The 23,961-nt window shown below is 72.3% G+C and carries 20 protein-coding genes; 13 read left to right on the forward strand and 7 right to left on the reverse strand.

Features of this window, described 5'->3' with window-relative positions:
• Nucleotides 1–73 precede the first annotated feature (73 nt).
• From pheA to ACO0M4_RS18540, 3 genes are all read left to right on the forward strand, one after another.
• Nucleotides 74–1,000, forward strand: coding sequence for a prephenate dehydratase (gene pheA, locus ACO0M4_RS18530; protein ID WP_430371769.1), 927 nt, complete (start codon nucleotides 74–76; stop codon nucleotides 998–1,000).
• A gap of 668 nt (nucleotides 1,001–1,668) precedes the next feature.
• Nucleotides 1,669–2,958: a serine--tRNA ligase gene (gene serS, locus ACO0M4_RS18535; protein ID WP_430371770.1), complete on the forward strand. Its 1,290-nt coding sequence runs from the start codon at nucleotides 1,669–1,671 to the stop codon at nucleotides 2,956–2,958.
• On the forward strand, nucleotides 2,955–3,779 hold the full coding sequence (locus ACO0M4_RS18540) for an HAD family hydrolase (protein ID WP_430371772.1): 825 nt from the start codon (nucleotides 2,955–2,957) through the stop codon (nucleotides 3,777–3,779). The genes serS and ACO0M4_RS18540 overlap by 4 nt, the downstream gene beginning before the upstream one ends.
• Here ACO0M4_RS18540 and ACO0M4_RS18545 read toward each other — a convergent pair.
• Together ACO0M4_RS18545 and ACO0M4_RS18550 are read right to left on the reverse strand one after the other, a co-directional pair.
• On the reverse strand, nucleotides 3,770–4,576 hold the full coding sequence (locus ACO0M4_RS18545; RefSeq protein WP_430371773.1) for a rhomboid-like protein: 807 nt from the start codon (nucleotides 4,574–4,576) through the stop codon (nucleotides 3,770–3,772). The two genes, ACO0M4_RS18540 and ACO0M4_RS18545, sit on opposite strands and share 10 nt — an antisense overlap.
• Nucleotides 4,573–5,634 carry an Lrp/AsnC family transcriptional regulator gene (locus ACO0M4_RS18550; RefSeq protein WP_430371774.1) on the reverse strand — a complete coding sequence of 354 codons (1,062 nt, stop codon included), beginning with the start codon at nucleotides 5,632–5,634 and terminating at the stop codon, nucleotides 4,573–4,575. Before ACO0M4_RS18550 ends, ACO0M4_RS18545 begins: the two co-directional genes overlap by 4 nt.
• A gap of 144 nt (nucleotides 5,635–5,778) precedes the next feature.
• On the opposite strand from ACO0M4_RS18550, the gene ACO0M4_RS18555 reads away from it, so the two are divergent.
• Both ACO0M4_RS18555 and ACO0M4_RS18560 read left to right on the forward strand, forming a co-directional pair.
• Nucleotides 5,779–7,368, forward strand: coding sequence for an MFS transporter (locus ACO0M4_RS18555; RefSeq protein WP_430371776.1), 1,590 nt, complete (start codon nucleotides 5,779–5,781; stop codon nucleotides 7,366–7,368).
• Between the two features lie 301 nt (nucleotides 7,369–7,669).
• Nucleotides 7,670–8,737 (forward strand): LysR family transcriptional regulator, encoded by a 1,068-nt coding sequence (locus tag ACO0M4_RS18560; protein ID WP_430371777.1) that lies wholly within the window; start codon nucleotides 7,670–7,672, stop codon nucleotides 8,735–8,737.
• On the opposite strand, the gene ACO0M4_RS18565 is transcribed toward ACO0M4_RS18560, so the two are convergent.
• A complete protein-coding gene (locus ACO0M4_RS18565) occupies nucleotides 8,724–9,656 on the reverse strand; it encodes a MerR family transcriptional regulator (RefSeq protein ID WP_430371778.1) in 933 nt (310 codons plus the stop codon). The genes ACO0M4_RS18560 and ACO0M4_RS18565 overlap by 14 nt on opposite strands.
• Nucleotides 9,657–9,961: 305 nt before the next feature.
• Here ACO0M4_RS18565 and ACO0M4_RS18570 point away from each other — a divergent pair, with 305 nt between their 5' ends.
• From ACO0M4_RS18570 to mltG, 5 genes are all read left to right on the forward strand, one after another.
• Nucleotides 9,962–10,414: an SAV_915 family protein gene (locus ACO0M4_RS18570; protein WP_430371779.1), complete on the forward strand. Its 453-nt coding sequence runs from the start codon at nucleotides 9,962–9,964 to the stop codon at nucleotides 10,412–10,414.
• Between the two features lie 16 nt (nucleotides 10,415–10,430).
• Nucleotides 10,431–11,912, forward strand: a complete 1,482-nt coding sequence (lysA, locus tag ACO0M4_RS18575; protein ID WP_430371780.1) for a diaminopimelate decarboxylase — start codon at nucleotides 10,431–10,433, stop codon at nucleotides 11,910–11,912.
• 654 nt (nucleotides 11,913–12,566) lie between these two features.
• Complete coding sequence (locus ACO0M4_RS18580; RefSeq protein WP_430371782.1) at nucleotides 12,567–13,277, forward strand: FadR/GntR family transcriptional regulator; 711 nt, start codon at nucleotides 12,567–12,569, stop codon at nucleotides 13,275–13,277.
• A 125-nt stretch (nucleotides 13,278–13,402) separates the two neighbouring features.
• Nucleotides 13,403–14,695: a CynX/NimT family MFS transporter gene (locus ACO0M4_RS18585; RefSeq protein WP_430371784.1), complete on the forward strand. Its 1,293-nt coding sequence runs from the start codon at nucleotides 13,403–13,405 to the stop codon at nucleotides 14,693–14,695.
• A 303-nt stretch (nucleotides 14,696–14,998) separates the two neighbouring features.
• Nucleotides 14,999–15,823 (forward strand): endolytic transglycosylase MltG, encoded by an 825-nt coding sequence (mltG, locus tag ACO0M4_RS18590; RefSeq protein WP_430371786.1) that lies wholly within the window; start codon nucleotides 14,999–15,001, stop codon nucleotides 15,821–15,823.
• 107 nt (nucleotides 15,824–15,930) lie between these two features.
• Here mltG and ACO0M4_RS18595 read toward each other — a convergent pair whose 3' ends face one another.
• The 4 genes from ACO0M4_RS18595 to ACO0M4_RS18610 form a co-directional block, all read right to left on the reverse strand.
• Entirely contained in the window at nucleotides 15,931–16,707 is a 777-nt protein-coding gene (locus ACO0M4_RS18595) for an ABC transporter permease (RefSeq protein WP_430371787.1), read from the reverse strand.
• A gap of 25 nt (nucleotides 16,708–16,732) precedes the next feature.
• Entirely contained in the window at nucleotides 16,733–17,644 is a 912-nt protein-coding gene (locus tag ACO0M4_RS18600; RefSeq protein ID WP_430371788.1) for an ABC transporter ATP-binding protein, read from the reverse strand.
• A 102-nt stretch (nucleotides 17,645–17,746) separates the two neighbouring features.
• Nucleotides 17,747–18,640 (reverse strand): ABC transporter permease, encoded by an 894-nt coding sequence (locus ACO0M4_RS18605; RefSeq protein WP_430371790.1) that lies wholly within the window; start codon nucleotides 18,638–18,640, stop codon nucleotides 17,747–17,749.
• Nucleotides 18,637–19,725: an ABC transporter ATP-binding protein gene (locus tag ACO0M4_RS18610; RefSeq protein ID WP_430373845.1), complete on the reverse strand. Its 1,089-nt coding sequence runs from the start codon at nucleotides 19,723–19,725 to the stop codon at nucleotides 18,637–18,639. Before ACO0M4_RS18610 ends, ACO0M4_RS18605 begins: the two co-directional genes overlap by 4 nt.
• A 219-nt stretch (nucleotides 19,726–19,944) precedes the next feature.
• Between ACO0M4_RS18610 and ACO0M4_RS18615 the strand changes: the two genes are divergently transcribed.
• The 3 genes from ACO0M4_RS18615 (at nucleotide 19,945) to ACO0M4_RS18625 (ending at nucleotide 23,679) form a co-directional block, all read left to right on the forward strand.
• Complete coding sequence (locus tag ACO0M4_RS18615; RefSeq protein WP_430371791.1) at nucleotides 19,945–20,820, forward strand: M24 family metallopeptidase; 876 nt, start codon at nucleotides 19,945–19,947, stop codon at nucleotides 20,818–20,820.
• Nucleotides 20,821–20,918: 98 nt separating this feature from the next.
• Nucleotides 20,919–22,649: an SDR family oxidoreductase gene (locus tag ACO0M4_RS18620; RefSeq protein WP_430373846.1), complete on the forward strand. Its 1,731-nt coding sequence runs from the start codon at nucleotides 20,919–20,921 to the stop codon at nucleotides 22,647–22,649.
• A 112-nt stretch (nucleotides 22,650–22,761) separates the two neighbouring features.
• Nucleotides 22,762–23,679: a metal-dependent hydrolase gene (locus ACO0M4_RS18625; protein ID WP_430371793.1), complete on the forward strand. Its 918-nt coding sequence runs from the start codon at nucleotides 22,762–22,764 to the stop codon at nucleotides 23,677–23,679.
• Nucleotides 23,680–23,961 lie beyond the last annotated feature (282 nt).

The raw sequence follows: 23,961 nt of genomic DNA on the forward strand, positions 1-23,961 counted from the left end.
CCGCTCGGTATCGTGGCAAGGGCAGGGCGAAAGACGGCGGGGTCTCCCGCAAGCACGTGAGGGAGTCCACGGCATGTCGGCCAGTCGCTATACCTATCTCGGTCCCGCGGGCACCTTCACCGAGGCCGCGCTGCGCACCCTCCCGGAGGCGGCGACCAGGGAGCTGGTGCCGATGGTGTCGGTACCGGCCGCGCTGGACGCGGTCCGGGCCGGGGAGGCTGCGGCGGCGCTGGTGCCGATCGAGAACTCCGTCGAGGGCGGTGTGACCACCACCCTCGACGAACTGGCCTCCGGCGAACCCCTGATGATCTACCGCGAGGTGCTGCTGCCGATCGCCTTCGCGCTCCTGGTGCGCCCGGGGACGACGCTGACCGACGTGAAGACGGTGACCGGGCACCCGGTCGCCCAGCCCCAGGTCCGCAAGTGGCTGGCGGCCCAACTCCCGGACGCCGTCTGGGAGTCGGCGGCCTCCAACGCGGACGGTGCGCGACTGGTCCAGGAGGGCCGCTACGACGGCGCGTTCGCTGGCGAGTTCGCGGCCGCGACGTACGGCCTCACGCCGCTGGTCGCCGACATCCACGACGCGCAGAACGCCGCCACCCGCTTCGTCCTGGTCGGCCGCCCGGCCCGGCCCTCGGCGCCCACCGGGGCGGACAAGACCTCGGTGGTGCTGTGGCTGGCCGCCGACCACCCTGGTGCGCTGCTGGAGTTGCTCCAGGAGTACGCGGTCCGCGGGGTCAACATGATGCGGATCGAGTCCCGACCGACCGGCGAGGGCATCGGCCGGTACTGCTTCTCGGTGGACTGCGAGGGCCATGTCACCGATCGGCGGGTGAGCGAGGTCCTGATGGGCCTCAAGCGGGTCTGCCGCGACGTGCGGTTCCTCGGCTCGTATCCGCGCGCGGACGAGGTGAGCGCGAACGTACGGCCGCAGGTGACCGACTCGGCGTTCACCGAGGCGTCGGACTGGCTGGGGCGCTGCCTGGACGGACGGGGCTGAGCCGACCGTCCCCGTGCCCCTCGGGTTACAGGCTGTGACCTGCGCCTTCGGCGGGACCGAAAGCGCCATTCCGGAACGCCGTCCGACGGGCGCGGTAACTGTCCACAAAGTTATCCACAGGCTCGCTTCTCGACCTGTGGGTAAGTCGACATCCGAGGCGGACAGGGTCGACATATCTCCCTAGTGACCCCACATCCATGCACAGCCGCCCACAGTGGATCACCCCGGACCTCGTCAGCACAATTCCCACGACCAATCCTTTAGGGCGAGGTAATCCCACACGAAAGAGTGTGTGAACGGGGTTTGGGCTAAGAATCCATAGTCGAGCATTTCGGGCGCAGAATGATCAATTCCGGCTTCCACAGATCTCACACACAGGCTGTGGATAAGAATCGCCCCACACCCTCCCCCTGTGGACAACCCGGTGGGCAGCTGGGCACAACCCCGGGGACCGGCCACCGGAAGCCCGGAATCCGCTGCCGCGAATGCCCCTTTTCATGGCATGAACCAGGAATTCCGCAGGACCTTACGATGCGTTACGACGACCGCCCGAGAGGGCTCCCGGACCCGATTCCCCGCCATGGAATAAATAACCCCAAAACGGGCAAATGGTCGCACCCGCGAATATCACGTCGAGTGCCGGCTGGCGGCCCCGGTAGCCTGGTGGGGTGATTGACCTTCGCCTGCTTCGTGAGGACCCCGACCGTGTGCGCGCCTCCCAGCGCGCCCGTGGAGAGGACGTCGCGCTCGTCGACGCACTCCTCTCTGCCGACGAGCGGCGCAGGTCGTCCGGCGTCCGCTTCGACGAGCTGCGTTCCGAGCAGAAGGCGCTCGGCAAGCTCATCCCCAAGGCCAGCGGCGACGAGAAGGCCGAGCTGCTGAAGAAGGCCGGCGAGCTGGCCGCCGCCGTCAAGGCCGCCGACGCCGAGCAGGACGAGGCCAAGGACGAGACCCAGGCGCTGCTGCGGAAGCTCGGCAACATCGTCCACCCCGACGTCCCGGTGGGCGGCGAGGAGGACTTCACGGTCCTGGAGACGCACGGCACCGCCCGTGACTTCGCCGCCGAGGGCTTCACGCCCAAGGACCACCTGGAGATCGGCGAACTGCTCGGCGCCATCGACGTCGAACGCGGCGCCAAGGTCTCCGGCTCGCGCTTCTACTACCTCACCGGCGTCGGCGCCCTGCTGGAGCTGGCGCTGGTCAACGCCGCCATCGCACAGGCCACCGAGGCCGGCTTCACGCCGATGCTGACCCCCGCCCTGGTGCGCCCGCGCGCCATGGAGGGCACCGGCTTCCTCGGCCAGGCCGCCGAGAACGTCTACCACCTGGAGCGCGACGACTTCTATCTGGTCGGCACCTCCGAGGTCCCGCTCGCCGCGTACCACATGGACGAGATCGTCGACGCCGAGCAGCTGCCGCTGCGCTACGCCGGCTTCTCGCCGTGCTTCCGCCGCGAGGCCGGCACCTACGGCAAGGACACCCGCGGCATCTTCCGGGTCCACCAGTTCGACAAGGTGGAGATGTTCTCCTACGTCGCGCCGGAGGACGCCGAGGCCGAGCACCAGCGGCTGCTGGAGTGGGAGAAGCAGTGGCTGACCGGCCTGGAGCTGCCGTTCCAGGTGATCGACGTCGCCACCGGCGACCTGGGCGCCTCCGCCTCCCGCAAGTTCGACTGTGAGGCGTGGATCCCGACCCAGGGCAAGTTCCGCGAGCTGACCTCGGCGTCCAACTGCAACGAGTTCCAGGCCCGCCGGCTCTCGGTCCGGATGCGGGAGACCATCGACGGCAAGCCGAAGGTCCGCCCGCTGGCGACGCTCAACGGCACGCTCTGCGCCGTCCCGCGGACCATCGTGGCGATCTTCGAGAACCACCAGCAACCGGACGGCTCGGTCCGCGTTCCCGAGGTGCTCCGCCCCTACCTGGGCGGCCGCGAGGTGCTGGAGCCCGTCGCCAAGTGAGCTCCTCGACCCCGGCGGGTTCGCCGCTGCCGTACAAGCTCATCGCAACGGACCTCGACGGGACGCTGCTGCGCCACGACGAGACCGTCTCCGAACGCACCCGCCGGGCGCTCGCCACGGCCACCGCGGCGGGTGCGGCGCACATCGTCGTCACCGGCCGGGCGGTGCCCTGGACCCGGCACATCCTCGACGCCCTCGACTACCAGGGCCTGGCGGTGTGCGGACAGGGCGCGCAGGTCTACCACGCCGGCGAACAGCGGCTGTTGACGTCGGTGACCCTGGACCGTCAGCTGGCCGGCCTCGCGCTGTCCAAGATCGAGGCCGAGGTCGGCCCGCTCCACCTGGCGGCGAGCCGGGACGGCCTGGCCGGCGAGGTGCTGGTCGGCCCGGGCTACCAGGTCCAGGAAGGCCCGCTGCCCAACGTCCTGATCGACGACCCGGGCGAGCTGTGGACCGCCCCGCTCAACAAGGTCTACATACAGCACCCGACGCTGGACGACGACGCGCTGGCCCGCGCCGCCCGCCAGGTCGCCGGGGATCTGGTCGGCGTCATGGTCGCCGGGCCCCACATCGTCGAGCTGCTGCCGCTGGGCCTGACCAAGGCCACCGGGCTCTCGCTGGCCGCCCGCCGTCTGGGCATCACCGCCAAGGAGACCGTGGCGTTCGGCGACATGCCCAACGACGTCCCGATGTTCGCCTGGGCCGCGCACGGCGTGGCGATGGCGGACGCCCACGACGAACTCAAGGCCGTCGCCGACGAGATCACCGCCTCCAACGAGGACGACGGGGTCGCGGTGGTGCTGGAGCGGCTCTACTCCTGACGGCCCCCGGGTGGCGGCTCCGGCCCTTCCGCGCCGCCACCCACGCCCGTCGCGTCCCCGTCCGTCGCGTGCCCATCCGTCGCGTGCCCGTCCGGTGCACGCTCAGCCGGTGTGCGCTCATCCGGCGCATGTTCGGCCGGTGTGCGCTCCAGCACCGCTTCGACGCGCGCCGCCGGGGTCAGTGGCCAGGACGCGAACCCCAGGGCCAGCGCTATGGCGTGCCCAAAGTCGGTGAAGGTCGCCCCGGTCACCAGCGGCACCCCGAAGAACCCCAGCAGGACGACGAGGTAGACGTAGCGCCAGGGCGAGAGCAGCCGGTACGTCAGTGTCCCGGCCGCGGCGGCCAGCCCGTAGGAGACGCCGATGTCCACGACGTGGGTCATCGAGCGCGGCAGCTGGTGGCCCTCGATGGCGAGCAGCACCAGCTCCTGACTGGCCAGGGTGGCCGCGACGTGCGCCGCGCCGACGGTCAGCAGCCAGCGCCAACTCCCCATCCACCGCTCGACGTTGGCGTGCACCAGCTCGAACATCACCGCGTAGAGCAGGAACGACCCCGGCTGCTCGATCCAGAACCCGCTGATCAGCAGCGAGGGCAGCGGATGCTCGTTCAGCTCGTGGATGTTGCTGCTGTTGCGGTGGAGGAGGAACTGCTCCAGCCCCTCGGAGGCCGAGGCGATCACCAGACTGGTGATGCCGATGATCAGCAGCCAGATGTGGGTGCCGGGCGTCGACCGCACCCAGTCCAGCACCCCGTCGCGGGCCCGGCGCGCCAGGACACGGGGCGGTGGTGGTGTCATCGGCGGCTCCTCGGAGCGGCGGGGCCGAGCGCGGCGTACGGGCCGGGCCCCTTGAGGTGCCGGATCCGCGGCGCGGTCTCCATGGTCCGGACGCCCGGCAGTGCCGCGATCCGGGTCGTCAGGTAGGTGTAGAGCGCGCTGGTGTCCCGGCACAGGACGGAGGCGAAGAGGTTGTGCGCACCGGTGGTGGCGCCGGCGAAGGCGACCTCCGGGTGTTCCGCCAACGCCGCGCCGGTGGCGGCGAGTTCGGCGGGTGCGACGGACAGCCACAGGGCGACCATCACCCCGTACCCGAACAGCCGCAGATCGTAGTCGACGTCGTAGTACAGCACGCCGTCCGCGCGCAGCGCCTCCAGGCGGCGGCGGACGGTGGTGGGCGACCAGCCGGTGGCCGCGGCGAGTTCGGCGAGCGGGGCCCGGCCGTCCCGGCCGAGCGCCTCGAACAGCCGCCGGTCGGCGTCGGAGAGCACCACCGGGGAGGGGGGTTCCCCCGGCGCGAACGAGGTGGCGGGCTTGGGCGAGGGCGGCCGGGGCGCCGGCGGGCTCAGCCGGGCGGCCTCCTCGGCGGTCAGCGCACCGGACTTGCTGACCATGCTCTGCGGGCCGCCGTAGAACTCGTGCAGCAGGCAGTGCGCGGCCACCCCGACCACGCTCGGGGTGCGCGGCAGCTTCTGGAGCAGCAGCGCGTCACTGTGCTCGCTGCTCGCCGACCGGCAGACCACGGCGATCTCGGTGCCGCCGGACATCAGGCTCACCCAGGACGTGTCCGGGCGGCGGGCCAGCGCCTCGGCGATCGGCAGCGCGGCGTCCGGCGCGCACTCCACCCGCACCAGCCACTCCACCTCGCCCAGCGCCCGGGGCTCGGCCAGCCCCAGCACCCGGAACGCACCGGAGCCGCGGTGCCGGGTGTAGCGCCGGGCGACCGTCTGGTCGGAGACCCCGAGGACCTCGGCGATCCGGCTGAAGGGGGCCCGGCCGTCGATCTGGAGGGCGTGGATCAGCCGGCGGTCGAGGTCGTCGAAGGGCGCGGGCCGGCCGGCGGTTCCGTCGGTTTTCACCGTTGGAGGCTAACCCGTGTCGAATTGCGTCGCCGGGAGCGCCGTGGCTGGGGGAACGAGCGGTGCGCAACGGAGAGTGGGCCCTCGTCCGGGCGCCCTGCCCGGGAACCCACCCAAGCGCACCACCCAACGGAGGACATGATCATGCGGTACGCACCCGGGAACGCTCCAGACGGGGGCGGCGGCGGCCGTAGCGGCACCGGGCCCGGCGTCAGCCGCCCCGGTGGGGCCGGCGCCCGCACCGGGAAGTGGTGGCCCCTGGTCGCCATCACCCTCGGCAATTTCATGCTGCTCGTCGACGTGACGATCGTGAACACCGCGCTGCCCCGGATAGCCGACGACCTGGGCGCCTCCTTCACCTCGCTCCAGTGGGTGATGGACAGCTACGCGCTGGCCCTGGCCGCGCTCCTGATGGTGGCCGGCTCGGCCGCCGACCTCTATGGCCGGCGCCGCCTCTACGTAGGCGGGCTGGCGCTCTTCGCGCTCGCCTCGCTGGCCTGCGGGCTGGCCCCCGGCGCGGAGTTGCTGGTCGCCGCCCGGGTCGTCCAGGGCATCGGCGCGGCGGCGATGTTCGCCACCAACACCCCGCTGCTGATGGCCGCCTACCAGGGCCGGGACCGCGGCGTGGCGTTCGGCGTCTGGGGCGGCACCAGCGGCGCGGCCGCCGCCGTCGGCCCGGTCCTGGGCGGGCTGCTCACCGAGTGGACCGACTGGCGGGCGATCTTCCTGGTCAACCTGCCGCTGACCGCCCTCGCCATCTGGCTGACTCTGCGGCACCTGGGCGAGTCCTACGGCGACCGCGGTGCACGCATCGACTGGCCGGGCGCCACGTCCTTCACGGTGTGCGCGGGCACACTGACCTACGGGCTGATGCGCGGCGGCGAGCACGGCTGGACCGAGACCGGGACGCTGGCCGCCGTGGGGGTCGCCGTCCTCGCCCTGGTGGTGTTCGTGGTCGCCGAGCGGCGCACCACCGGCCCGCTGCTGGACCTCCGGCTGCTGCGCCGCCCGTCGTTCGCGGTGCTGATGGTGGCGGCGCTGTTGATGCAGGCGGCGGCCTTCCCGTACCTGACGTTCGTGGGGCTGTGGACGCAGGACGTCCTCGGGCTGAGCCCGATCGGGGCCGGCCTCGCGGTGACCCCGATGGCGCTGATGTCCCTGCTGGTCGGCGTGTTGGGGGGCCGGGCGCTTCAGCGGTTGGCGCCCCAACTCCCGCTCGGCATCGGCCTGTTGCTGATCGGCGCGGGCGGGCTGCTGCACGTCGCGCTGCTCGGCACCGGCGCGAGCTGGCCCGCGCTGGTGCCCGGCCTGGCGGTGAGCGGACTCGGCGTCGGGGCGGCGATGCCGGTACTGGTGTCGGCGGCGCTCGGCGCGGCCCCGCCGCAGCGGGCCGGGATGGCGAGCGGGGCGGTGAACACCTTCCGACAGCTGGGGTTCGCGTTCGGGATCGCGGTCCTGGGGACGGTGTTCGGCACCGCGCTGCGGGACGCCGGGGTCCCCGCCGGCGGCCGGGACGCGCTCGCCGCCGGCTACCTCTCCGGACTGCGGGACATCACGCTGGTCTCCGGGCTGGTGGCGCTCGCCACCGGTCTGCTGGTCCTCGCGGTGGTCCGGCGCGGCCCGCGGACGGACGACGGACGGCCGGGCGGCCCGCCCGCGGACACGGCGGCGGCCACGCCAGGTGCGGGGCACGACGACACCCGGCCGCGCTCGGGGGCGCCGGCGGGGGCGTGACACCGGCGGCCCTTACGGGGGGGGGAGGACGTGTACGGGGGGGACGTAGGGGCGGGTCCGTTCGGACGGGTCCGTGGGGGCGGGTCCGTTGGGGCGGATCCGTAGGGGCGGGGCCGTAGGGGCGGATCCGTAGGGGCGGGTCGGCACCCGGAACCGTACGGCCGTCCACGGTTCCGGGTTGCCGCCCTGGGCCCTGTGACGATCGTCCCGGGGCGGCGCACCCAAGTCAATCCTCGGGTTTCCTTCCAAACTCCTTAGCTTCAGCTTGGGTTGGCGGAGGGCCGCGCACTAACGTGGCCGGGTGACCCTCGATGATCTGCGTGCCTTCGTGGCCGTCTGCGAGGCCGGCAGCCTCAGTGCCGTCGCCCGCGACCTCGGCTGCACCCAGTCCGCCGTCAGCCAGCGCGTCAAACGCCTCGAACGGGAGGCCGGCATCGACCTGTTGGAGCGCCGGCCGCGCGGGGTGGCACCGACCGCCGCGGGCCGCATCCTGCACCGCGCCGCCGCCGACGGCCTGGGCGGACTGGACCTGGCACTGCGCCGGCTGGCCGACATGCGGCGGGGCGACGGCGGGACGGTCCGGGTCACCACCGGCGCCACCACCGTCCGGCACTTCATGTCCGACGCGGTGGTCGCCTTCCGGGAGCGGCGCCCGCACGTCAACCTGGAGTTCCACACCGAGAGTTCCAGCCGCCGCTGCTTCGAGGCGGTCGCGGACGGCGACTCCGAACTGGCCTGGATCACCATCGGCCCGCCCGTACGGGGCATCGAGCAGCATCCGGTGATGGGCCTGCCGTGGGTGCTCGCGGTCCGCGCCGGCGATCCGCTCGCCGCCCGCGACCACCTCACACCCGACGAGCTGGCCGGCCTCCGCCTCATCCGGCTACCGGAGAACTCCACGTCCCGGATGCGCCTCGACGGACACCTCGGCCACCAGGACGGCGCCCCGGCACCGGATCCCGCGGTCCCCGGGCCCAGCACCACCAGCGTCGCCGACTGGGACACCGCACTGCTGCTCGCCGAGCTCGGCGTCGGCCCCGCCGTCGTCCCCCGCCTCCCCGGCCACCGGGCCACCGCCGGTCATCCGGGCCTGCGGCTGGTGCCGATCCCGGCGCTGCCGCCGCTGACGACCGGGTGGGCGGTACGGCAGTGGGCGGCGCTCAGCCCGGCGGCGGTGGAGTTCGCCGAAACGGTGAACCGGTGCCTGGTGGAGGGGACTTCGGCCCCCGTGGCCGGGCACCGGTCTCCGGCCACGGCCACCGCTACCGCCACGGCCGCCCGCACCGTCCCCGGGCCCCGTGCCGACCTCAGGCCCGGACTCAGGCCCGGACTCAAGCCCGGACTCAAGCCCGGACTCAAGCCCGGATGACCGGTTCCTGAATCTCGGTGACCCACTCCTCCTCGTCGTCCGGGCACTCCAGGTACAGCTCGCGGGCGTACCCGGCCGAGCGGTAGCCGTTGCCGTCGATCCAGTGCGCGAGGTGCTGCGCGGTCGGCACGATCCGGCTCATCGGTCCGCGGTGGACGACGGTCGCGGCCAGGTCGAGCCCCGGCAGCGTGACGGTGTCGAAACCGAGCCCGGCGGCCGGCGCACCGGAGGAAGCGGAGGACGCGGCGGAAGCGGAGGCGGAGGCGGCCCCCGCCCCCTTCCGCTGCACGGCCTTCGCCAGCTCCTCCTGGCTGATCGCGACCCCGGCGTGCACCACGACCGCGTCCACCGCGCCCGTGCCCTCGGGGCCGGCGTCCTCCGGCGCGGCCTCGTAGTACGCCAGCCCGGGCCCGGTCGGGGTCACCCCCGCAGCGGCCAGCCGGCGGAACAGCTCCGCGTAGAGCGGTGTGATGACCGGGCCGATGTCCTCGGGGCCGTAACTGGCGGCGATACCGCTGAGCTCCGCGAGCAGGACCGGTTCCGTGCGCTTGAGCACCACGTCGTCGGCGGACATGTGTCCCTCACTCTCGATCGTTCGGAGCCGCGCCTCGACCTGCCCCAGCCGGGCCTCGGCCGCTTCCCGCTCGGCCGCCAGCTCCGCCTGTCGCAGCCGCAGCATGCCGCGCAACTCCGCCGCACCCACCTGCTCGTCAAGGATCGCCGCCACCTGCTGGAGGCTGAATCCGAGGTCCTTGAGCGCGATGATGCGGTTGAGCCGGGCGAGCTGGGCCGCCGCGTAGAAGCGGTAGCCGGTGACGGGGTCGGTACGGGCCGGCCGCAGCAGTCCGATCGCGTCGTAGTGACGCAGCATCCGGGCCGAGACGCGGCCGTACCTGGCGAAATCTCCGATGCTGAACATGACGCCTTCCAGTGGAGTGGTTTCCACAGTGTCAAGGTCAAGGACGGCCGCAACCCCACAGTCGGCGTAGGGGGCGGGGTCACGGTCCGTTGCCCGTCCGGGACCGCTCCGCGACCGGATCGCGCCACGGTGCGACGTGCCTCGGCCAGCAGCGGCAGCATCGCGTCAAGTCCGGTCCGAAAACCGTCAACGAAGCGTCATGGAGCGGCAAGGCGCCCCCCGCACCGGGCATAGCGTCTGTGCCGAGCCCCGGCGCACGCGTAGTCCACCGGTCCGGGGCCGCCGTCCCGTCGAGGAGCAACGCCGTGTCCCACCATCTCCACGCGGAAGACCCTGAGCCTGCTGATCGTGTCCCGGCCGGGCCTCTCTTCGTTCCCGTCCGGCCGGGACCCGCGGGCTGTACCGCCCGCCTGTTCCGCACCCCGCTCGGCGGCCGCACCGCCGTCGGCTTCACCTCACCGCAGCGGCTGGCCGAGGTTCTGGGCAGCGGCCAGCCCTGGGTGCGGCTCTCCGAGCCCGCGCTGCGCGCCCTGGCCGAGCCCGTCGGCGCCTCCACCGTGACCGTCGACCCGCGCTTCAGCCCGGCCGCCGTCCGTGCGCCCCAGCTCACCCCGGACGTCGCGCGGGACACCCGTGACCCGCGGCTCGCCCGCGATGTTCCCCGGGACCCGCGCTTCACCCCCGACGTCCTCCGCGAACCACGCTTCGCCCCAGGAATCCCCCGTGTTTCCCGGAGCAGCCAGCTACGGGCCGTTTGAGAAGGGGCACCCCACCATGAGCCACACGACCCTGCCCCGGACCACCCTGACCCCGCAGACCGCGACGCCGCCCGCACCGCTCCCGACGGCCAACCATCCGGCCCCGGCCCCGGCCCCGTCGCCGGCCCCGTCGCCCACCCTGGACCACGGCCTGGACCACGGCCCGGACCACGGCTCGGACCACGACGCGGGCCACGACCCGGACCAACTCGCCATCTGGCCCGCGTCCACCGTGCCGCTCCCTGAGGACGACCTCGCCATCGGCGGCGTCCCGCTGACCGAACTCGCCGACCACTTCGGCACCCCCGCCTACGTCCTGGACGAGGACGAGGTGCGCCGCCGCTGCCGCGCCTACCTCCGCGCCTTCCCCGACACCGACGTCTACTACGCGGCCAAGGCGTTCCTGTGCCGCACCATGGCGCATTGGGTCGCCGAAGAGGGCCTGGGCCTGGACGTCTGCTCTGCCGGTGAACTGGAACTCGCCGTCACCACCGGCTTCCCGCCGGAGCGGATCGTGCTGCACGGCAACGCCAAGAGCCCGACCGACCTGCGGACCGCGCTACGGCTCGGCGTCGGCCGGATCGTCATCGACAGCACCTCCGAGATCGCCCGGCTGGCCGCCGCGGTCCCGGTGGGCAGCCGGCAGAAGGTGCTGATCCGGGTCGTCCCCGGGATCGCCGCCGGCGGCCACGCCAAGATCCGCACCGGCACCGACGACCAGAAGTTCGGGCTGTCCCTCGCCGATGGTTCCGCCCAGCACGCAATCACCCGCGTCCTGGGCCAACCGCGCCTCGAACTCGTCGGCCTGCACTGCCACTTGGGCTCCCAGATCACCGCCGTCAAGCCGTACCTCTCGGCCGTGCGGCGCCTGGTCGGCCTGCTGGCCCGCGTCCACGAGCAGCACGGCATCACCCTCCCCGAACTGGACCTGGGCGGCGGCCACGGCGTCGCGTACCGGCCCGGCGAGCCCGCTCTCGACGTCGCCGGACTCGCCACCAAGATCCGCGCCGAACTGGCCGGCAGCTGTGCGGCGGCCGGCCTCCCAGTACCGCGACTGGCCGTCGAACCGGGCCGCGCCATCGCCGGCCCGGCGGGCGTCGTGCTCTACCGGGTGCTCTCCGTCAAGCGCACCGGCTCCCACACCTTCGTCGCGGTGGACGGCGGGATGAGCGACAACCCGCGGCCCGCGCTGTACGGGGTGCGTTACGCGCCCCGGCTGGTCGGGCGCCGCTCGGCGGTCGCCACCGAGCCGGTCACCGTCGTCGGCCGGCACTGCGAGGCGGGCGACATCCTCGCCTCCGACGTCCACCTGCCCGGCGACATCCGCCCCGGTGACCTGCTCGCCGTCCCCGTAGCCGGCGCGTACCACCTGTCCATGGCCTCCGGCTACAACCTCGTCGGCCGCCCCCCGGTCGTCGCGGTCACCTCGGGCCACGCCCGGCTCCTGGTCCGCCGGGAGTCCCTGGCGGACATCCAGGAACGCGACATCGGCCTCTGAGGGGGTCGGCCGTCGGCTTCTCAGGGGGTCGGCCGCCCCTCTGACTGGTCCGGCCGTCGGCCTCCCGGAACCGTTGCGGGCCCTCGGACCCCGTAGGCCCCGTAGGCCCCCGGGCTCGGTTTGCCCCGGGCCGCCCCCGTGCTCGGGGTCGGCCGGGCCCGGGAACGCCCCCGGTGATGGTGCTCACTCAGGACTCCACCACCGGGGGCTCCAGCATTGGGGGCTCCAGCATCGAGGGCTCCAGCATTGGGAGCTCCAGCATGGGGGCTCCAGCATTAGGGCACCGGGTCCACCGGCGCAGATCGCCACCCACCAGAGGCCGCCCCCACTGCAGATCAATTTCCTGCACCGCGCATCAGCCGCCCCCCCATTAGCTGCACCATGAAACAATCAGTTGTAGGATGACTGGGCAACCGGGCAAACGTGCGAGGCTGAACCGTCGGCAGGCGGGCAGACAGGCAAGCGGGCAGACAGGCAAGGCGCACGGTCGCAACGGATGCGGCAGACGCGGCACGCTCCGCGTACGCGGCAGACGCCGGATGCACGGCGGACGCGGCGGACGCGATGGACGCGATGGACGCGATGGACGCGACGGCTCCACGGCACTCGACGACTCCACAACGAACGCACAGGAACGGGCACGGGATCAGGGCGATGGCACTCAAGGCAGCAGGACGGCAATCCCTCGTCGACACCGTCGTCGAGGCCCTCCGCTCCCAACTGGCCGCCGGTGAGTGGCAGGTCGGCACCCGCATCCCCACCGAGCACGCCCTCGCCGAACAGCTCCAGGTCGGCCGCAACACCGTCCGCGAGGCGGTACGCGTCCTCGTACACGCCGGGATGCTGCGCTCGCGCCAGGGCGAAGGCACTTTCGTCGTCTCCACCGCGGACCCGGCCGAGGTCATGCGCGGCATCCAGCGGGCCGGCATCCGGGACGTCCTGGAGCTGCGCATCGCCCTGGAGGCGGAGGCCGCCCGGCTGGCCGCGCTCCGCCACGAACCCGCCGACCTGGAACGGATGCGGGCGGCCCTGGACGCCCAGGCCGAACTGGAGGACACCGAGGGCCAGCCGCACTCCGGCAGCCTGGAGCTCTACGCCGACCACGACATCGCCTTCCACAAGGCCGTCGTCGAGGCCGCGCACAACACCGCGCTGACGGCGACCTACGGCTGGTTCAGCAGTTCCGTACGGGAGGCGCTGGTCACCGCCCTCGATGACCAGGCGATGCCGAGGCTCGTGCACGGCGACCACCACGCCGTCCTGGACGCGATCGCGCACGGCGACCCGGACGCCGCCGAACGCGCCACCCGCGCGCTCCTGGAGAAGCCCAAACGGGCCGTGGAGGCCCTCCTCGCCGGCGAATGACGCCCGGCCTCCGCCCTCTTCCCCCGTCCTCCCCCTTCTCCCCTCCCCTGCCCTCCCCTTCTCTCCTCCCCTGCCCTCCCTCTTCTTTCCCCAGTACGAGTGCACGATTGGCTAGGTACGCACGCATGTCAGGGACCGAATCGACTGCCCCGGTCGACCTCATCGACGCCGAGGAAGACCTGATCCCGGCCCCACCGGTGGCCGCCGCCCGACGCCGGCTACGGACCCACCCCGCCCTCCTCCTCACCGGCATCGTGCTCGCCGCGGTGAACATGCGCGCGGCGCTCGCCGGGGTCTCGCCGCTGCTCAACGAGATGGCGCAGCACTTCCACCTGGCCGCCACCACCAGCAGCCTGGTGACCACCATCCCGCTGGTCTTCATGGGCCTGGGGTCGGTCATCGCGCCGCGGCTGGCGCGCCGTTGGGGCACCGAGGCGGCGCTGTGCGGTGCGCTGGTCGCGCTGTGCGGCGGCATCGTGCTGCGCATCGCGCCGCCGGTCGCCGCGCTGTTCGCCGGCTGCGCGGTGGTGGGCGGGTCCATAGCCCTGCTCAACGTCCTGATGCCGGGCCTGATCAAGCGGGACTTCCCGGAGCGGGCGGCGAGCATGACGGCGCTCTACTCGACCGCGATGATCCTCGGCGCGACCGTTTCGGCCGCCTCGGCCGTCCCCCTGGAGAACGCCCTCGGCAGCTGGCAGGGCTCTCTGGTCTCCTGGGCGCTCCTCGCCGCCGTCGCCGCCCTCGTCTGGCTTCCGCAGGCCGTGCTCGCCCGCCGGGGCACGCACCACGGCGAGGCCGCGGCGACGCCCGCCCACCCCACCGGACACGGCCCGAAGCTGACCCGCTCGCCGCTCGCGTGGCAGGTGACGCTCTTCATGGGTTCGCAGTCGCTGATCGCGTACGTGATCATCGCCTGGATGCCGACGATCTTCACCGACCACGGCATGGGCAAGAGCGAGGCGGGGCTGGTCTTCGCCTTCAGCACGCTGCTGCAGATGGCCGGTTCGTTCGTGGTCCCGACGCTCGCCGGCCGGATGCGCCGCCAGCGGCTGCTGGGCGTGGCGGTCTCCACCCTGATGGCCTGCGGTGTCACGGGGCTGCTGATCGCCCCGGTGGCCGGCGCATGGCTGTGGGCGGCGGTACTCGGTGTCGGCCAGGGCGGCGCCCTCGGTCTGGCCCTGACGATGATGGTGCTGCGGTCCGGCGACGCGCACACCGCCGCCCGGCTCTCGGGCATGTCCCAGACCGGCGGCTACCTCCTCGCCGCCGTCGGCCCCTTGGCCCTGGGAGCCGTCCACCAGGCCACCGCCGGCTGGACCGTCCCGCTCCTCCTACTGCTCGCCGTCTGTGCCGGCCTCGCCCTGCTGGGCCTGGGCGCAGGCCGCGACCGCCGCATCGGGGAAAACGCCGCGGCGTGAGCCGGGGGTGCGGAGCGCGCCGCAAGGTGAGCCGAGGGCTGGGGCGGTAGCTGGGGGGGCGGCGGCTGGGACCGGGGCCGGGCCGGGGCCAGATCGGGGCCGGGTCGGGGGCCGTCCCCGCCGTATCTCCCCCGTTCCGCCCGCACCAACGGTCTAGCGGAAGGCAGCGGCCCCGGGCCGCCCCGCGCGGGCGCCGGCGCCCGGCCCGGCGCCCGGCTGACGCCGGGTCCTGTCCCGCCATCAGATGCGATCCGGTGTGACGAGACGACCCCACATCACAGCCGGCTGCCCTACCGTGCCCCCATGAGCGATGTGCAGCACACCGGTCGCCGGCCCGGACCGCGGCTCTCCCGCATCGGCTGGCTCATTCTTGTCGCCGTTCTGTGCGTCGTGGTCGTCCTCGCCGTGCTGATCGTGCCGCGGCTGCTGCGCGAGCGGCAGTACGGGCAGCTCACCGTTCCGGAGGGGCAGCGGGCCTCCCAGATCTACGCGTCCGCCGACCACGCCCTGAACGTTCCCGAGGGCACCACCGCGCAGGCCGCCAAGACGGCGCACCTGGACCTGCCCGCCGAAGCGAAGGGCAACCCGGAGGGCTACCTCTTCCCGGCGACCTATCCGCTCCGCAAGGACACCACCCCGGCGTCGCTGCTCTCGTACATGGTCAGAACCGCCGATCAGCGGCTCGCCGCCGACCGCATCACCGCGTACCGCACCGTGGTGATCGCCAGCATCGTGCAGGCCGAGGCGGACCGGCCGGCCGATATGGGGAAGGTCGCCCGGGTCATTGACAACCGGCTCGCCAAGAAGATGCCGCTCCAGATGGACTCGACGATCAACTACGCACTCGGCCGTAGCACGCTCCACACCAGCCACGCCGACACCCGCACCAACAGCCCTTACAACACCTACAAGTTCGAGGGCCTACCGCCCACCCCGATCGACAATCCGGGTGCCGACGCGCTGAAGGCTGCGGCCGCGCCGCCCGAGGGTGACTGGCTCTACTTCGTCACCGTCACACCGGGCGACACCCGCTTCACCGCCAACTACCAGGAGCACCTGCGGAACGTGCAGGAGTTCAACAACGCGCAGAAGGAAACCGCCGCCGGCAACGCCGCCACCGGCGGGTAGCCCTTCCGCCACCGGCCCTCACCGGCCTCACTGGCCGGCCGGGCCGCACCGGGGCGCCTGCCCGTGCCCACCGGACAGGCCCTGAGGTCCTGTCCGGTGGGGGTCGCTCACTCCTCCCCGGCCAGCGTCAGCGCCTTCAGCCGGCGCGCCGCGTACCAGGTCGCCCCGACGGTGACGACCACCAGCAAGCAGACCGCGAGCGGGAGTTGGACCTCGGAGCTGAGGGCCCCCTCGGCGCCGACCTTCTGCCCGATCGCGAGCGCCCACTGCTGGACGCTGAGGGTCCGCGCCCCGGGGACGACGTTCCCCACGAACGCCTCCCAGACCAGGGCGTAGACCAGCCCGAAGACCACGGCGTGCCGGGTGATGGTGCCGAACAGCAGGAACAGGGCGCTGTAGGCGACCGAGGCGATGGCCGCCGCCACCGCATACGCCACGGCTATCTGCTGGCTGTTGCCGTTGAGGACGAATCCGGCCACCAGGACCGGTACCGCCGAGAACACGGCGGTCACCCCGATCGCGACCAGCAGTTTGGTGATGATGATCGTCGAGCGGCGGACCGGCTTGGCCAGGAGGTAGACCACCGAGCCGTCGTCGATCTCCGGCCCGATCGCACCCGTCCCGGCGATCACACCGATCAGCGGAACCATCGTCCCCAGCGCGAAACCGCCCAGGATGCCGCCGGCCGTGGCGTCATCGGCGCCGGTCAGCGCCCGGACGACCACGGAGATCACCACCAGGAGGGCGGGCAGCGCGAAGAGGATCAGGGCACGGCGCCGGCCGAGCAGCGCCCGGTAGGTGAGCCGGGCGACGGTCGGGTGGAAGAGCGCGGCCTTGGGCGCGGCGGCGGGCGCCGGCGGGGCCATGGGAGAGGTCGTGGACATGCTGCCTCAGGGCTCCTTTCTGGCCTCAGGCCGCTACGAGATACGAGAAGACGGATTCCAGCGACTCGTCGGAGGGCGAGACGGTCAGCAGGCGGATGCCGTGGTCGCGGGCGACCCGTGGCAGGAGTTCGGTGAACCGCCCGAAGTCGACGGCCTGGATGCGCAGTGCGCCCTCGACGACGTCCACCTCGATACCGGCCGTCGAGGGGTCGGTGATCAGTGCCCCGGCCAGCGCCCGGTCGTTGTCGGACCGGACGAGGTAGCGGTGCGGGCGGTCGGTCATCAGCCGGCGGATCTTGCGGAAGTCACCGGAGGCGGCATGCCGGCCGGCCACCACCACCTCGATGTGCGAGGCCAGCTGCTCGACTTCTTCGAGGATGTGCGAAGAGAACAGGACCGTACGGCCCTCGTCGCCCATCTGTCGCAACAGCTCCATCAGCTGCATCCGCTGCCGCGGGTCCATGCCGTTGAACGGCTCGTCGAGCAGCAGCACCGACGGGTCGTGGACCAGCGCGGAGGCCATCTTCACCCGCTGCCGCATGCCCTTGCTGTACGTCGAGATCTTGCGGTCCTGGGCGTACTCCATCTCGACCGTGGCCAGCGCCCGGGCCGCCGCGGCCCGGCCGAGGCCGTGCAACTCGGCGTTGGCGAGCACGAATTCACGGCCGGTGAGGAAGTCGTACATCGCCTCCCGCTCCGGGACGAGGCCGATGTGGCAGTAGCTTGCCGCGTTGCGCCAGATCGTCGTCCCGTCGAGGGTGACGGTGCCGTTGGAGGGGGCGAGGAAGCCGCCCATCATGTTGATGAGGGTGGACTTCCCGGCGCCGTTGGGACCGAGCAGGCCGGTGACGCCGGGGGCGATGGTCATGGTGATGTCGTTGACGGCGACGACGTTCCCAAACCAGCGCGAGACGTGGTCGATACGAAGAGTGCTCATGGGCGCAGCCCATTCCTTGAGGGGTGGCGGTCGGGCGACGGGTGGGCGCTCATGGGCGCAGCCCATTCCTTGAGGGGTGGCGGTCGGGCGACGGGTAGGAGGTCACAGGCCGGCCTTCCGGTAGCGGCGCATCAGCAGGCCGTAGCAGCCGGCTATGACGAGCAGCGTGACGAGGAGGTAGACGACTCCGGCGCCGGTGGACGGCGTCAGCCCGTTGGGGAAGGAACTGGTGCCGCCGAGGAACGTGGACTGCACCCCGTCGATGAGGGTGATCGGCGAGAACAGCCCCAGCCAGCCGACGGCGGCTTCGCTCCCCTGGAGGGTGGCGATGCCCTGGATGGCACTGACCGCACCGTACGGAATGGTGAGCACGGCGATCACCGCGGCGACCCCGAAGCCTCGGCGCGGGGTGAGCGCCGAGACGAGCAGCCCTATCCCGGCGAACAGCAGCGAGAGCAGCGCAACGCAGACCAGCCCCTGCCCGAACTCCTTGGTCTGGTCGAGGAAGTCCAGCTTCCCCAGCAGCGCCCCGACGTAGAGGATCACCAGCGGGGCGGCGGTGAGGATGAACAGCGCGCTCGCCATCGCCGCGAACTTCGCCACGACGTAGTCGGCTCGCTCGATCGGCCGGGAGAAATACAGCGGGGTGGTCTTGAACCGCAGGTCGCGGGAGACGGACTGCGGGGCCTGGGCCGCCAGATAGAGGCCGATGACAGCCTGGAGGAAGATGGCGTACCGGGTGTAGCCGACCGGGAGGTTGCTGGCCTTGGTGAACATCGTCACCGCGACCATGATCCCGGCGGGCAGGCACATCACTCCGAAGAGCAGCATCGGCAGCACCTTGCTCTTCGCCGACCGCCCGAGGCCGTACGCACCGCGCAGGCTCTGCGAGAACAGCGACCGTCGAGCATAGGCACGGCCCAACCGGGGGCCGTCGTAGTGCCGGTAGCCGATGTTGTGGATGTATGCGCCGCCCGGCGTGGTTTCCGTACTCATGCTGCGTCTCCTCCGCCCACGGTGGTGGGCCGACCGGTGCCCTGCCCCGCCGTCGCATTCCTCTCCGTCGGTGCGGCGCCGGCCTGCGCCGCCGCACCGGCCGCCGCCTGTGCGTCCGCGTCGCGGAACACCTCGGCGATCTGGTGCCGTCGCTGTTCCATCCGCACCAGGCCGAGCCCCAGCCCGGCGACGGTGTCGCGCACCAGGTCGTACGTCTCGTCCCCGGACGCCTCGACGAGGAGGACGTGCCCGGGGGAGGCCAGCCCCTCGGCTCCGGGTGCGCCGGTGGTCACCACGGCGCCGGCCGCGGCCAGGGCCGTGCGCAGCGCTCCGGTGCCGTCCGGGTGGACGTCGGTGTCCGTGACCTCCACCGCCAGCGAGGTGGTGACCTTGGTGAACTCCGTGGTGGAGGACGAGCGCAGCAGTTTGCCGCCGTCGATGACGACGACGTGGTCACAGGTGCGCTCCAGCTCCCCCAGGAGATGGGAGGTGACCAGGACCGAGATCCCGAAGTCGGTGTGGACGCGCCGGATCAGGCCGAGCATCTCGTCCCGACCGACCGGGTCGAGGCCGTTGGTGGGCTCGTCCAGGAACACCAGCTGCGGGTCGTGCACCAGCGCCTGGGCCAGCTTCACCCGCTGCTTCATGCCCGTGGAGTAGCCGCCGATGGGGCGGTACCGCTCCTCGTAGAGCCCGACGTGGCGCAGGGTGTCGGCGGTGCGCTCCCGGGCCGCGGTCGGCGGCAGGCCGGACATCCGGGCCATATGCACCACGAACTCGGTGGCGGAGACGTCCGGTGGCAGGCAGTCGTGCTCGGGCATGTAGCCGACCCGTTCACGAATGGTGCTGCCGTCCTTGGTCACGTCCAGTCCGAGGACGTGGGCGGTCCCTTCGGTGGCCGGAGCCAGCCCGAGCAGGATCTTGATCAGGGTCGACTTGCCGGCACCGTTGGCACCCACCAGGCCCGTTACCCCGGGGGCGATGTCAACGGAGAGCCGGTCCAGCGCGGTCACCCTCGGGTACCGCTTAGTAAGGCTTTCGGTCACGATCACAGTCACGTGTTCGACGGTAGTGGCGGCCGCCACATCCGTCGTCAACCCCAGCGGTGGTCTTCGTGTACCCCTGGGGTACGACATGCCCGTAGGGGTTCTCCTGCTTCAGCGGCACAGGAGTCAGGGTCGTGCCGTGTCGTTGGCCTCGCCGGCCGCACACCCCTTGACGCAGCCGCCGGTCATTGTCACATTCATCAGTGGCAAGTTACGGGCACGTACCGCGATGAAGCGCTTACGGACGGACGGTTGGCGATGGCCTCAGTCACCTCAGCGACCTCAGCGACCTCAGCAGCAACGGGAGAACTCACCGCCGAGCTCCGGGGATTCCGGGAGGTACAGTGCCTCGCCTACGCCTGCGCGGAAGCGGTGGCCGCCCAGCTCAAGCCCGGGATCACCGAGCGCGCGGCGGCGCGGATGCAACGCGAGTGGCTGCGCGAGCGCGGCGTACGGGACTGGTTCCACCTGCCGTTCGCGTGGTTCGGCGACCGCACCGCGTTCGTCAACTTCCGGGTGCCGCTGCAGTTCTTCCCCACCCACCGCGAACTGGAACCGGGGATGCCGTTCATCCTCGACATGGCACCGGTCCACAACGGCTTCACCGCCGACATCGGCTACTCCGGCTGCCTGGGCCTCAACCCCGTGCACGACCGGCTCCTGGCCGACCTCGAAGCCCACCGCGAGCTGATCCTGCGCGAGGTCCGCGAACGCCGCCCGCTGCGCGAGATCTACCAGGACGTCGAACGGTTGATGGTGCGGCAGGGGTACGCCAACCGCCACCGCGCCTATCCCTTCGGCGTCATCGCGCACAAGGTCGACCGGGTACGGCAGCGCCGTTGGTCCCCCACCCTCTTCGGGTTCGGCACCCAGTCCCTCAAGGGCCTCGCCTCCGACGCGCTGCACGGCCACCGGGAGGGCTGGTCCCCGCTGTGGAGTCCGTACACCTTCTCCGACCACCCACCGCAGCCCGGGCTGTGGGCGGTCGAACCCCACCTCGGCTTCCGTGGCACGGGGGCGAAGTTCGAGGAGATCCTGGTCGTCACGGACTCCAAGGACCCACAGGAAAGCGCCTTTTGGCTGGACGACGATCTGCCGCACGTGCGGCGCTGGCAGGAGGAGAAGGCCGCGTGAAGACGGGACGTGGACGGGACGAGCACCAGGCCCGGGGACGGGACACCGGACGGCCGACAGCGGCCGGAACCGGGCTCCCGGAGGCCCGGGAGCGCTGGGTGCGCACCGGCGGGATCGAGCTGTGCGTCGCCGAGCTCGGCGATCCGGACCGGCCCACGGTGATGCTGGTGCACGGCTATCCGGACAGCAAGGAGGTCTGGTCCGAGGTCGCCCGCGGCCTCGCCGCACACTTCCACGTGGTGCTCTACGACGTCCGGGGCTGCGGCCGCTCCACCGCACCGCGGCCGCTGCGCGGCGGCTTCACCCTGGAGAAGCTGACCGACGACTTCCTGGCTGTCGTGGACGCGGTCAGCCCCGACCGGCCGGTCCACCTCGTAGGCCACGACTGGGGCTCCGTCCAAGCCTGGGAGTTCGCCACCGTGCGGCGCACGGAGGGCCGGATCGCCTCCTTCACCTCCATGTCCGGACCGTCCCTCGACCACTTCGGCCACTGGATCAAGAAGCGGCTGGCGCGCCCCACCCCCGGACGGGCCGCCCAACTGCTCAACCAGGGCGCCAAGTCCTGGTACGTCTACCTGCTGCACACCCCCGCGCTGCCCGAACTGGCCTGGAAGGGCCCGCTCGGCAAGCGGTGGCCGGGAATCCTCCAGCGGGTGGAGAAGGTCCCCGGCGGCGACTATCCCACCGCCTCGCTGCCCACCGACGCGGCGCACGGCGCCTGGCTCTACCGCGACAACGTCCGCGCCCGGCTGCGCCGCCCCCGCCCGGACGCCTACGCACACTGCCCGGTCCAGCTCATCACCCCGACCGGCGACACGTTCCTCTCCCAGCGGCTCTACGACGACCTCGACCAGTGGGCGCCCCAGCTCGTGCGCCGCACGCTCCCGGCCAAACACTGGGTGCCGCGCACCCGCCCCGATCAACTCATCGCGTGGATCGGCGAGTTCGTCACCGCCAAGGAGGAGGGCGACCCGGCGAAGGACATCGTGGCCTCCGGACCGTACGCCGACCGCTTCGGCGGTCAACTGGTGCTGGTGACCGGCGCGGCCAGCGGGATCGGCCGGGCCACCGCGTTCGCGTTCGCGGAGGCCGGCGCGCGGATCATCGCCGTCGACCGAGACGCCGAGGGCGCCGCCCGCACCGCCGACCTGGCCCGGCTGATCGGCGCACCGGAGGCGTGGGGCGAGGCCGTCGACGTCTCGGACGAGGCCGCGATGGAGAAGCTCGCCGACAAGGTCGACGCCGAGTACGGCACCGTCGACGTGCTGGTCAACAACGCCGGCATCGGCCTCTCCGGCTCCTTCATGGACACCACCACCGAGGACTGGAAGAAGGTCCTGGACGTCAATCTGTGGGGCGTCATCCACGGCTGCCGGATCTTCGGCAAGCGGATGGCGGACCGCGGCCAGGGCGGCCACATCGTCAACACCGCCTCCGCCGCCGCCTTCCAGCCGTCCCGGATCCTGCCCGCCTACAGCGCCTCCAAGGCGGCCGTCCTCATGCTCAGCGAGTGTCTGCGCGCCGAGCTGGCCGGACAGGGCATCGGCGTCACCGCCATCTGCCCCGGGCTCGTCAACACCGGCATCACCGGCACCGCCCGCTTCACCGGCGTCTCCGCCGAGGAGGAGAAGCGCCGCCAGGCCAAGGCCGCGCGGATGTACGGGATGCGCAACTACCCGCCGGAGAAGGTCGCCGACGCCCTCTTGCGCGCGGTGGTCCGCAACCAGGCGGTGGTCCCGGTCACCCCCGAGGCGCGCGGCGCCCATCTGCTGTCCCGCTTCACCCCACGGGCACTGCGCGCCCTGGCTCGTATCGAGCCCCCCGTGTAACCGGCCCGCACCCTCGCCCCACGGCCCGCACCCGGCGGGCGGCCGGGCCGGACACCTCCGGCCCGGCCGCAGCCCCCGAGATCAGGAGAACCACGCACGTCAGGAGCAGTCGATGAGCGCACCACGCCCCCAGGAACACCACCCCATCGCGCCCCGCCGGGTCGCCTTCGACTGGCGCGGGACCCCGCTGCACTGGATACCGGACGAACCCACCGCCACCCATGTGATCAATGTGCTCCACCTGCTGCTGCCCGCCGGTGAGCGGTGGTTCGTCAAGGTCTTCAAGGAGGCCCTCCCCCTGGTCCGGGACGAACAGCTCCTCAAGGACGTCAAGGGCTTCATGGGCCAGGAGGCCACCCACAGCGTCCAGCACTCCTACGTCCTGGACCACCTGGCCCACCAGGGCCTCGACACCGGCCCCTACACCCGGCACGTCGACTTCCTCTTCGAGTACCTGCTGGGGGACCGGCCCCCCTTCAGCGTCCCGATCCCCGAACGGGAGTGGCTGCGCTTCCGGCTGGCCCTGATCGCCGCTATCGAGCAGTTCACCGCAGTGCTCGGCAACTGGGTCCTGGCCGCCGACGACCTGGACCGTGCCGGCCCCGACCCGGTGATGCTCGACCTGCTCCGCTGGCACGGGGCCGAAGAGGTCGAGCACCGCGCGGTCGCCTTCGACATGTACCAGCACCTCGGCGGTGAGGAACCCGCCCGCTATGCCCGCCGCGTCCTGGCCATGGGCGTGACGGCCCCCGTCCTGCTCCACCTCTGGTCCTGGGGCGCGGCCTACCTCCTCCGCCACGACCCCCAGCTGACCGCCCCCGCCCGCTACTCGCTGCGCGAGCACAACCGCGCCGTCCGCAAGGGGCTGCTGCCCACCTGGCGGGAACTGGGCGCGGCGATACCCCGCTATGTGCGGCGCTCCTACCACCCCTCCCAGGAAGGCTCACTCCGTGCCGCCCTCGCCTATCTGGCCGCCTCCCCGGCCGCCCGCGCCGCAGCCGGCGCGTTGGGCCGCGCAGCACTCCAGTAGCGACCGTCCGTACCGGACGCCGCAGGTGCCGGGACGTCGTACGAACGTCGGGTGTCACGGGAACACCGGCGCCGTGGGCGCGTGCCGCCTGCCGGGGCCCACCTCCCCGCAACGGAAGCAGCCGGCCCGCCCGTGCCGCGACTGATGTGTCGGCGGGCCCATCTCTCGCTCGGCGCACCGAGCCGACCCGGCGTGCCGAGCCATCCCGCACCGACCGTCCCCTGAGGCGGCCGCCCCGCCCAGGCGCCCCGCGGGGCGGCCGTATCGTGGCACCGCCGCACC

This window comes from Streptomyces sp. RGM 3693 (assembly GCF_050471125.1).
In the GTDB taxonomy this organism is placed as follows: Bacteria; Actinomycetota; Actinomycetes; order Streptomycetales; family Streptomycetaceae; genus Streptomyces.

Excerpts from the sequence above, each read along its gene's own strand:
- ACO0M4_RS18545 (WP_430371773.1), bottom strand. The coding sequence starts at position 4,576 with ATGACACCACCACCGCCCCGTGTCCTGGCGCGCCGGGCCCGCGACGGG.
- mltG (WP_430371786.1), top strand. The coding sequence starts at position 14,999 with ATGAGCGATGTGCAGCACACCGGTCGCCGGCCCGGACCGCGGCTCTCC.
- ACO0M4_RS18615 (WP_430371791.1), top strand. The coding sequence starts at position 19,945 with ATGGCCTCAGTCACCTCAGCGACCTCAGCGACCTCAGCAGCAACGGGA.
- ACO0M4_RS18625 (WP_430371793.1), top strand. The coding sequence starts at position 22,762 with ATGAGCGCACCACGCCCCCAGGAACACCACCCCATCGCGCCCCGCCGG.
- lysA (WP_430371780.1), top strand. The coding sequence starts at position 10,431 with ATGAGCCACACGACCCTGCCCCGGACCACCCTGACCCCGCAGACCGCG.
- ACO0M4_RS18555 (WP_430371776.1), top strand. The coding sequence starts at position 5,779 with ATGCGGTACGCACCCGGGAACGCTCCAGACGGGGGCGGCGGCGGCCGT.
- ACO0M4_RS18565 (WP_430371778.1), bottom strand. The coding sequence starts at position 9,656 with ATGTTCAGCATCGGAGATTTCGCCAGGTACGGCCGCGTCTCGGCCCGG.
- ACO0M4_RS18600 (WP_430371788.1), bottom strand. The coding sequence starts at position 17,644 with ATGAGCACTCTTCGTATCGACCACGTCTCGCGCTGGTTTGGGAACGTC.
- ACO0M4_RS18605 (WP_430371790.1), bottom strand. The coding sequence starts at position 18,640 with ATGAGTACGGAAACCACGCCGGGCGGCGCATACATCCACAACATCGGC.
- ACO0M4_RS18585 (WP_430371784.1), top strand. The coding sequence starts at position 13,403 with ATGTCAGGGACCGAATCGACTGCCCCGGTCGACCTCATCGACGCCGAG.
- ACO0M4_RS18580 (WP_430371782.1), top strand. The coding sequence starts at position 12,567 with ATGGCACTCAAGGCAGCAGGACGGCAATCCCTCGTCGACACCGTCGTC.
- ACO0M4_RS18595 (WP_430371787.1), bottom strand. The coding sequence starts at position 16,707 with ATGTCCACGACCTCTCCCATGGCCCCGCCGGCGCCCGCCGCCGCGCCC.
- pheA (WP_430371769.1), top strand. The coding sequence starts at position 74 with ATGTCGGCCAGTCGCTATACCTATCTCGGTCCCGCGGGCACCTTCACC.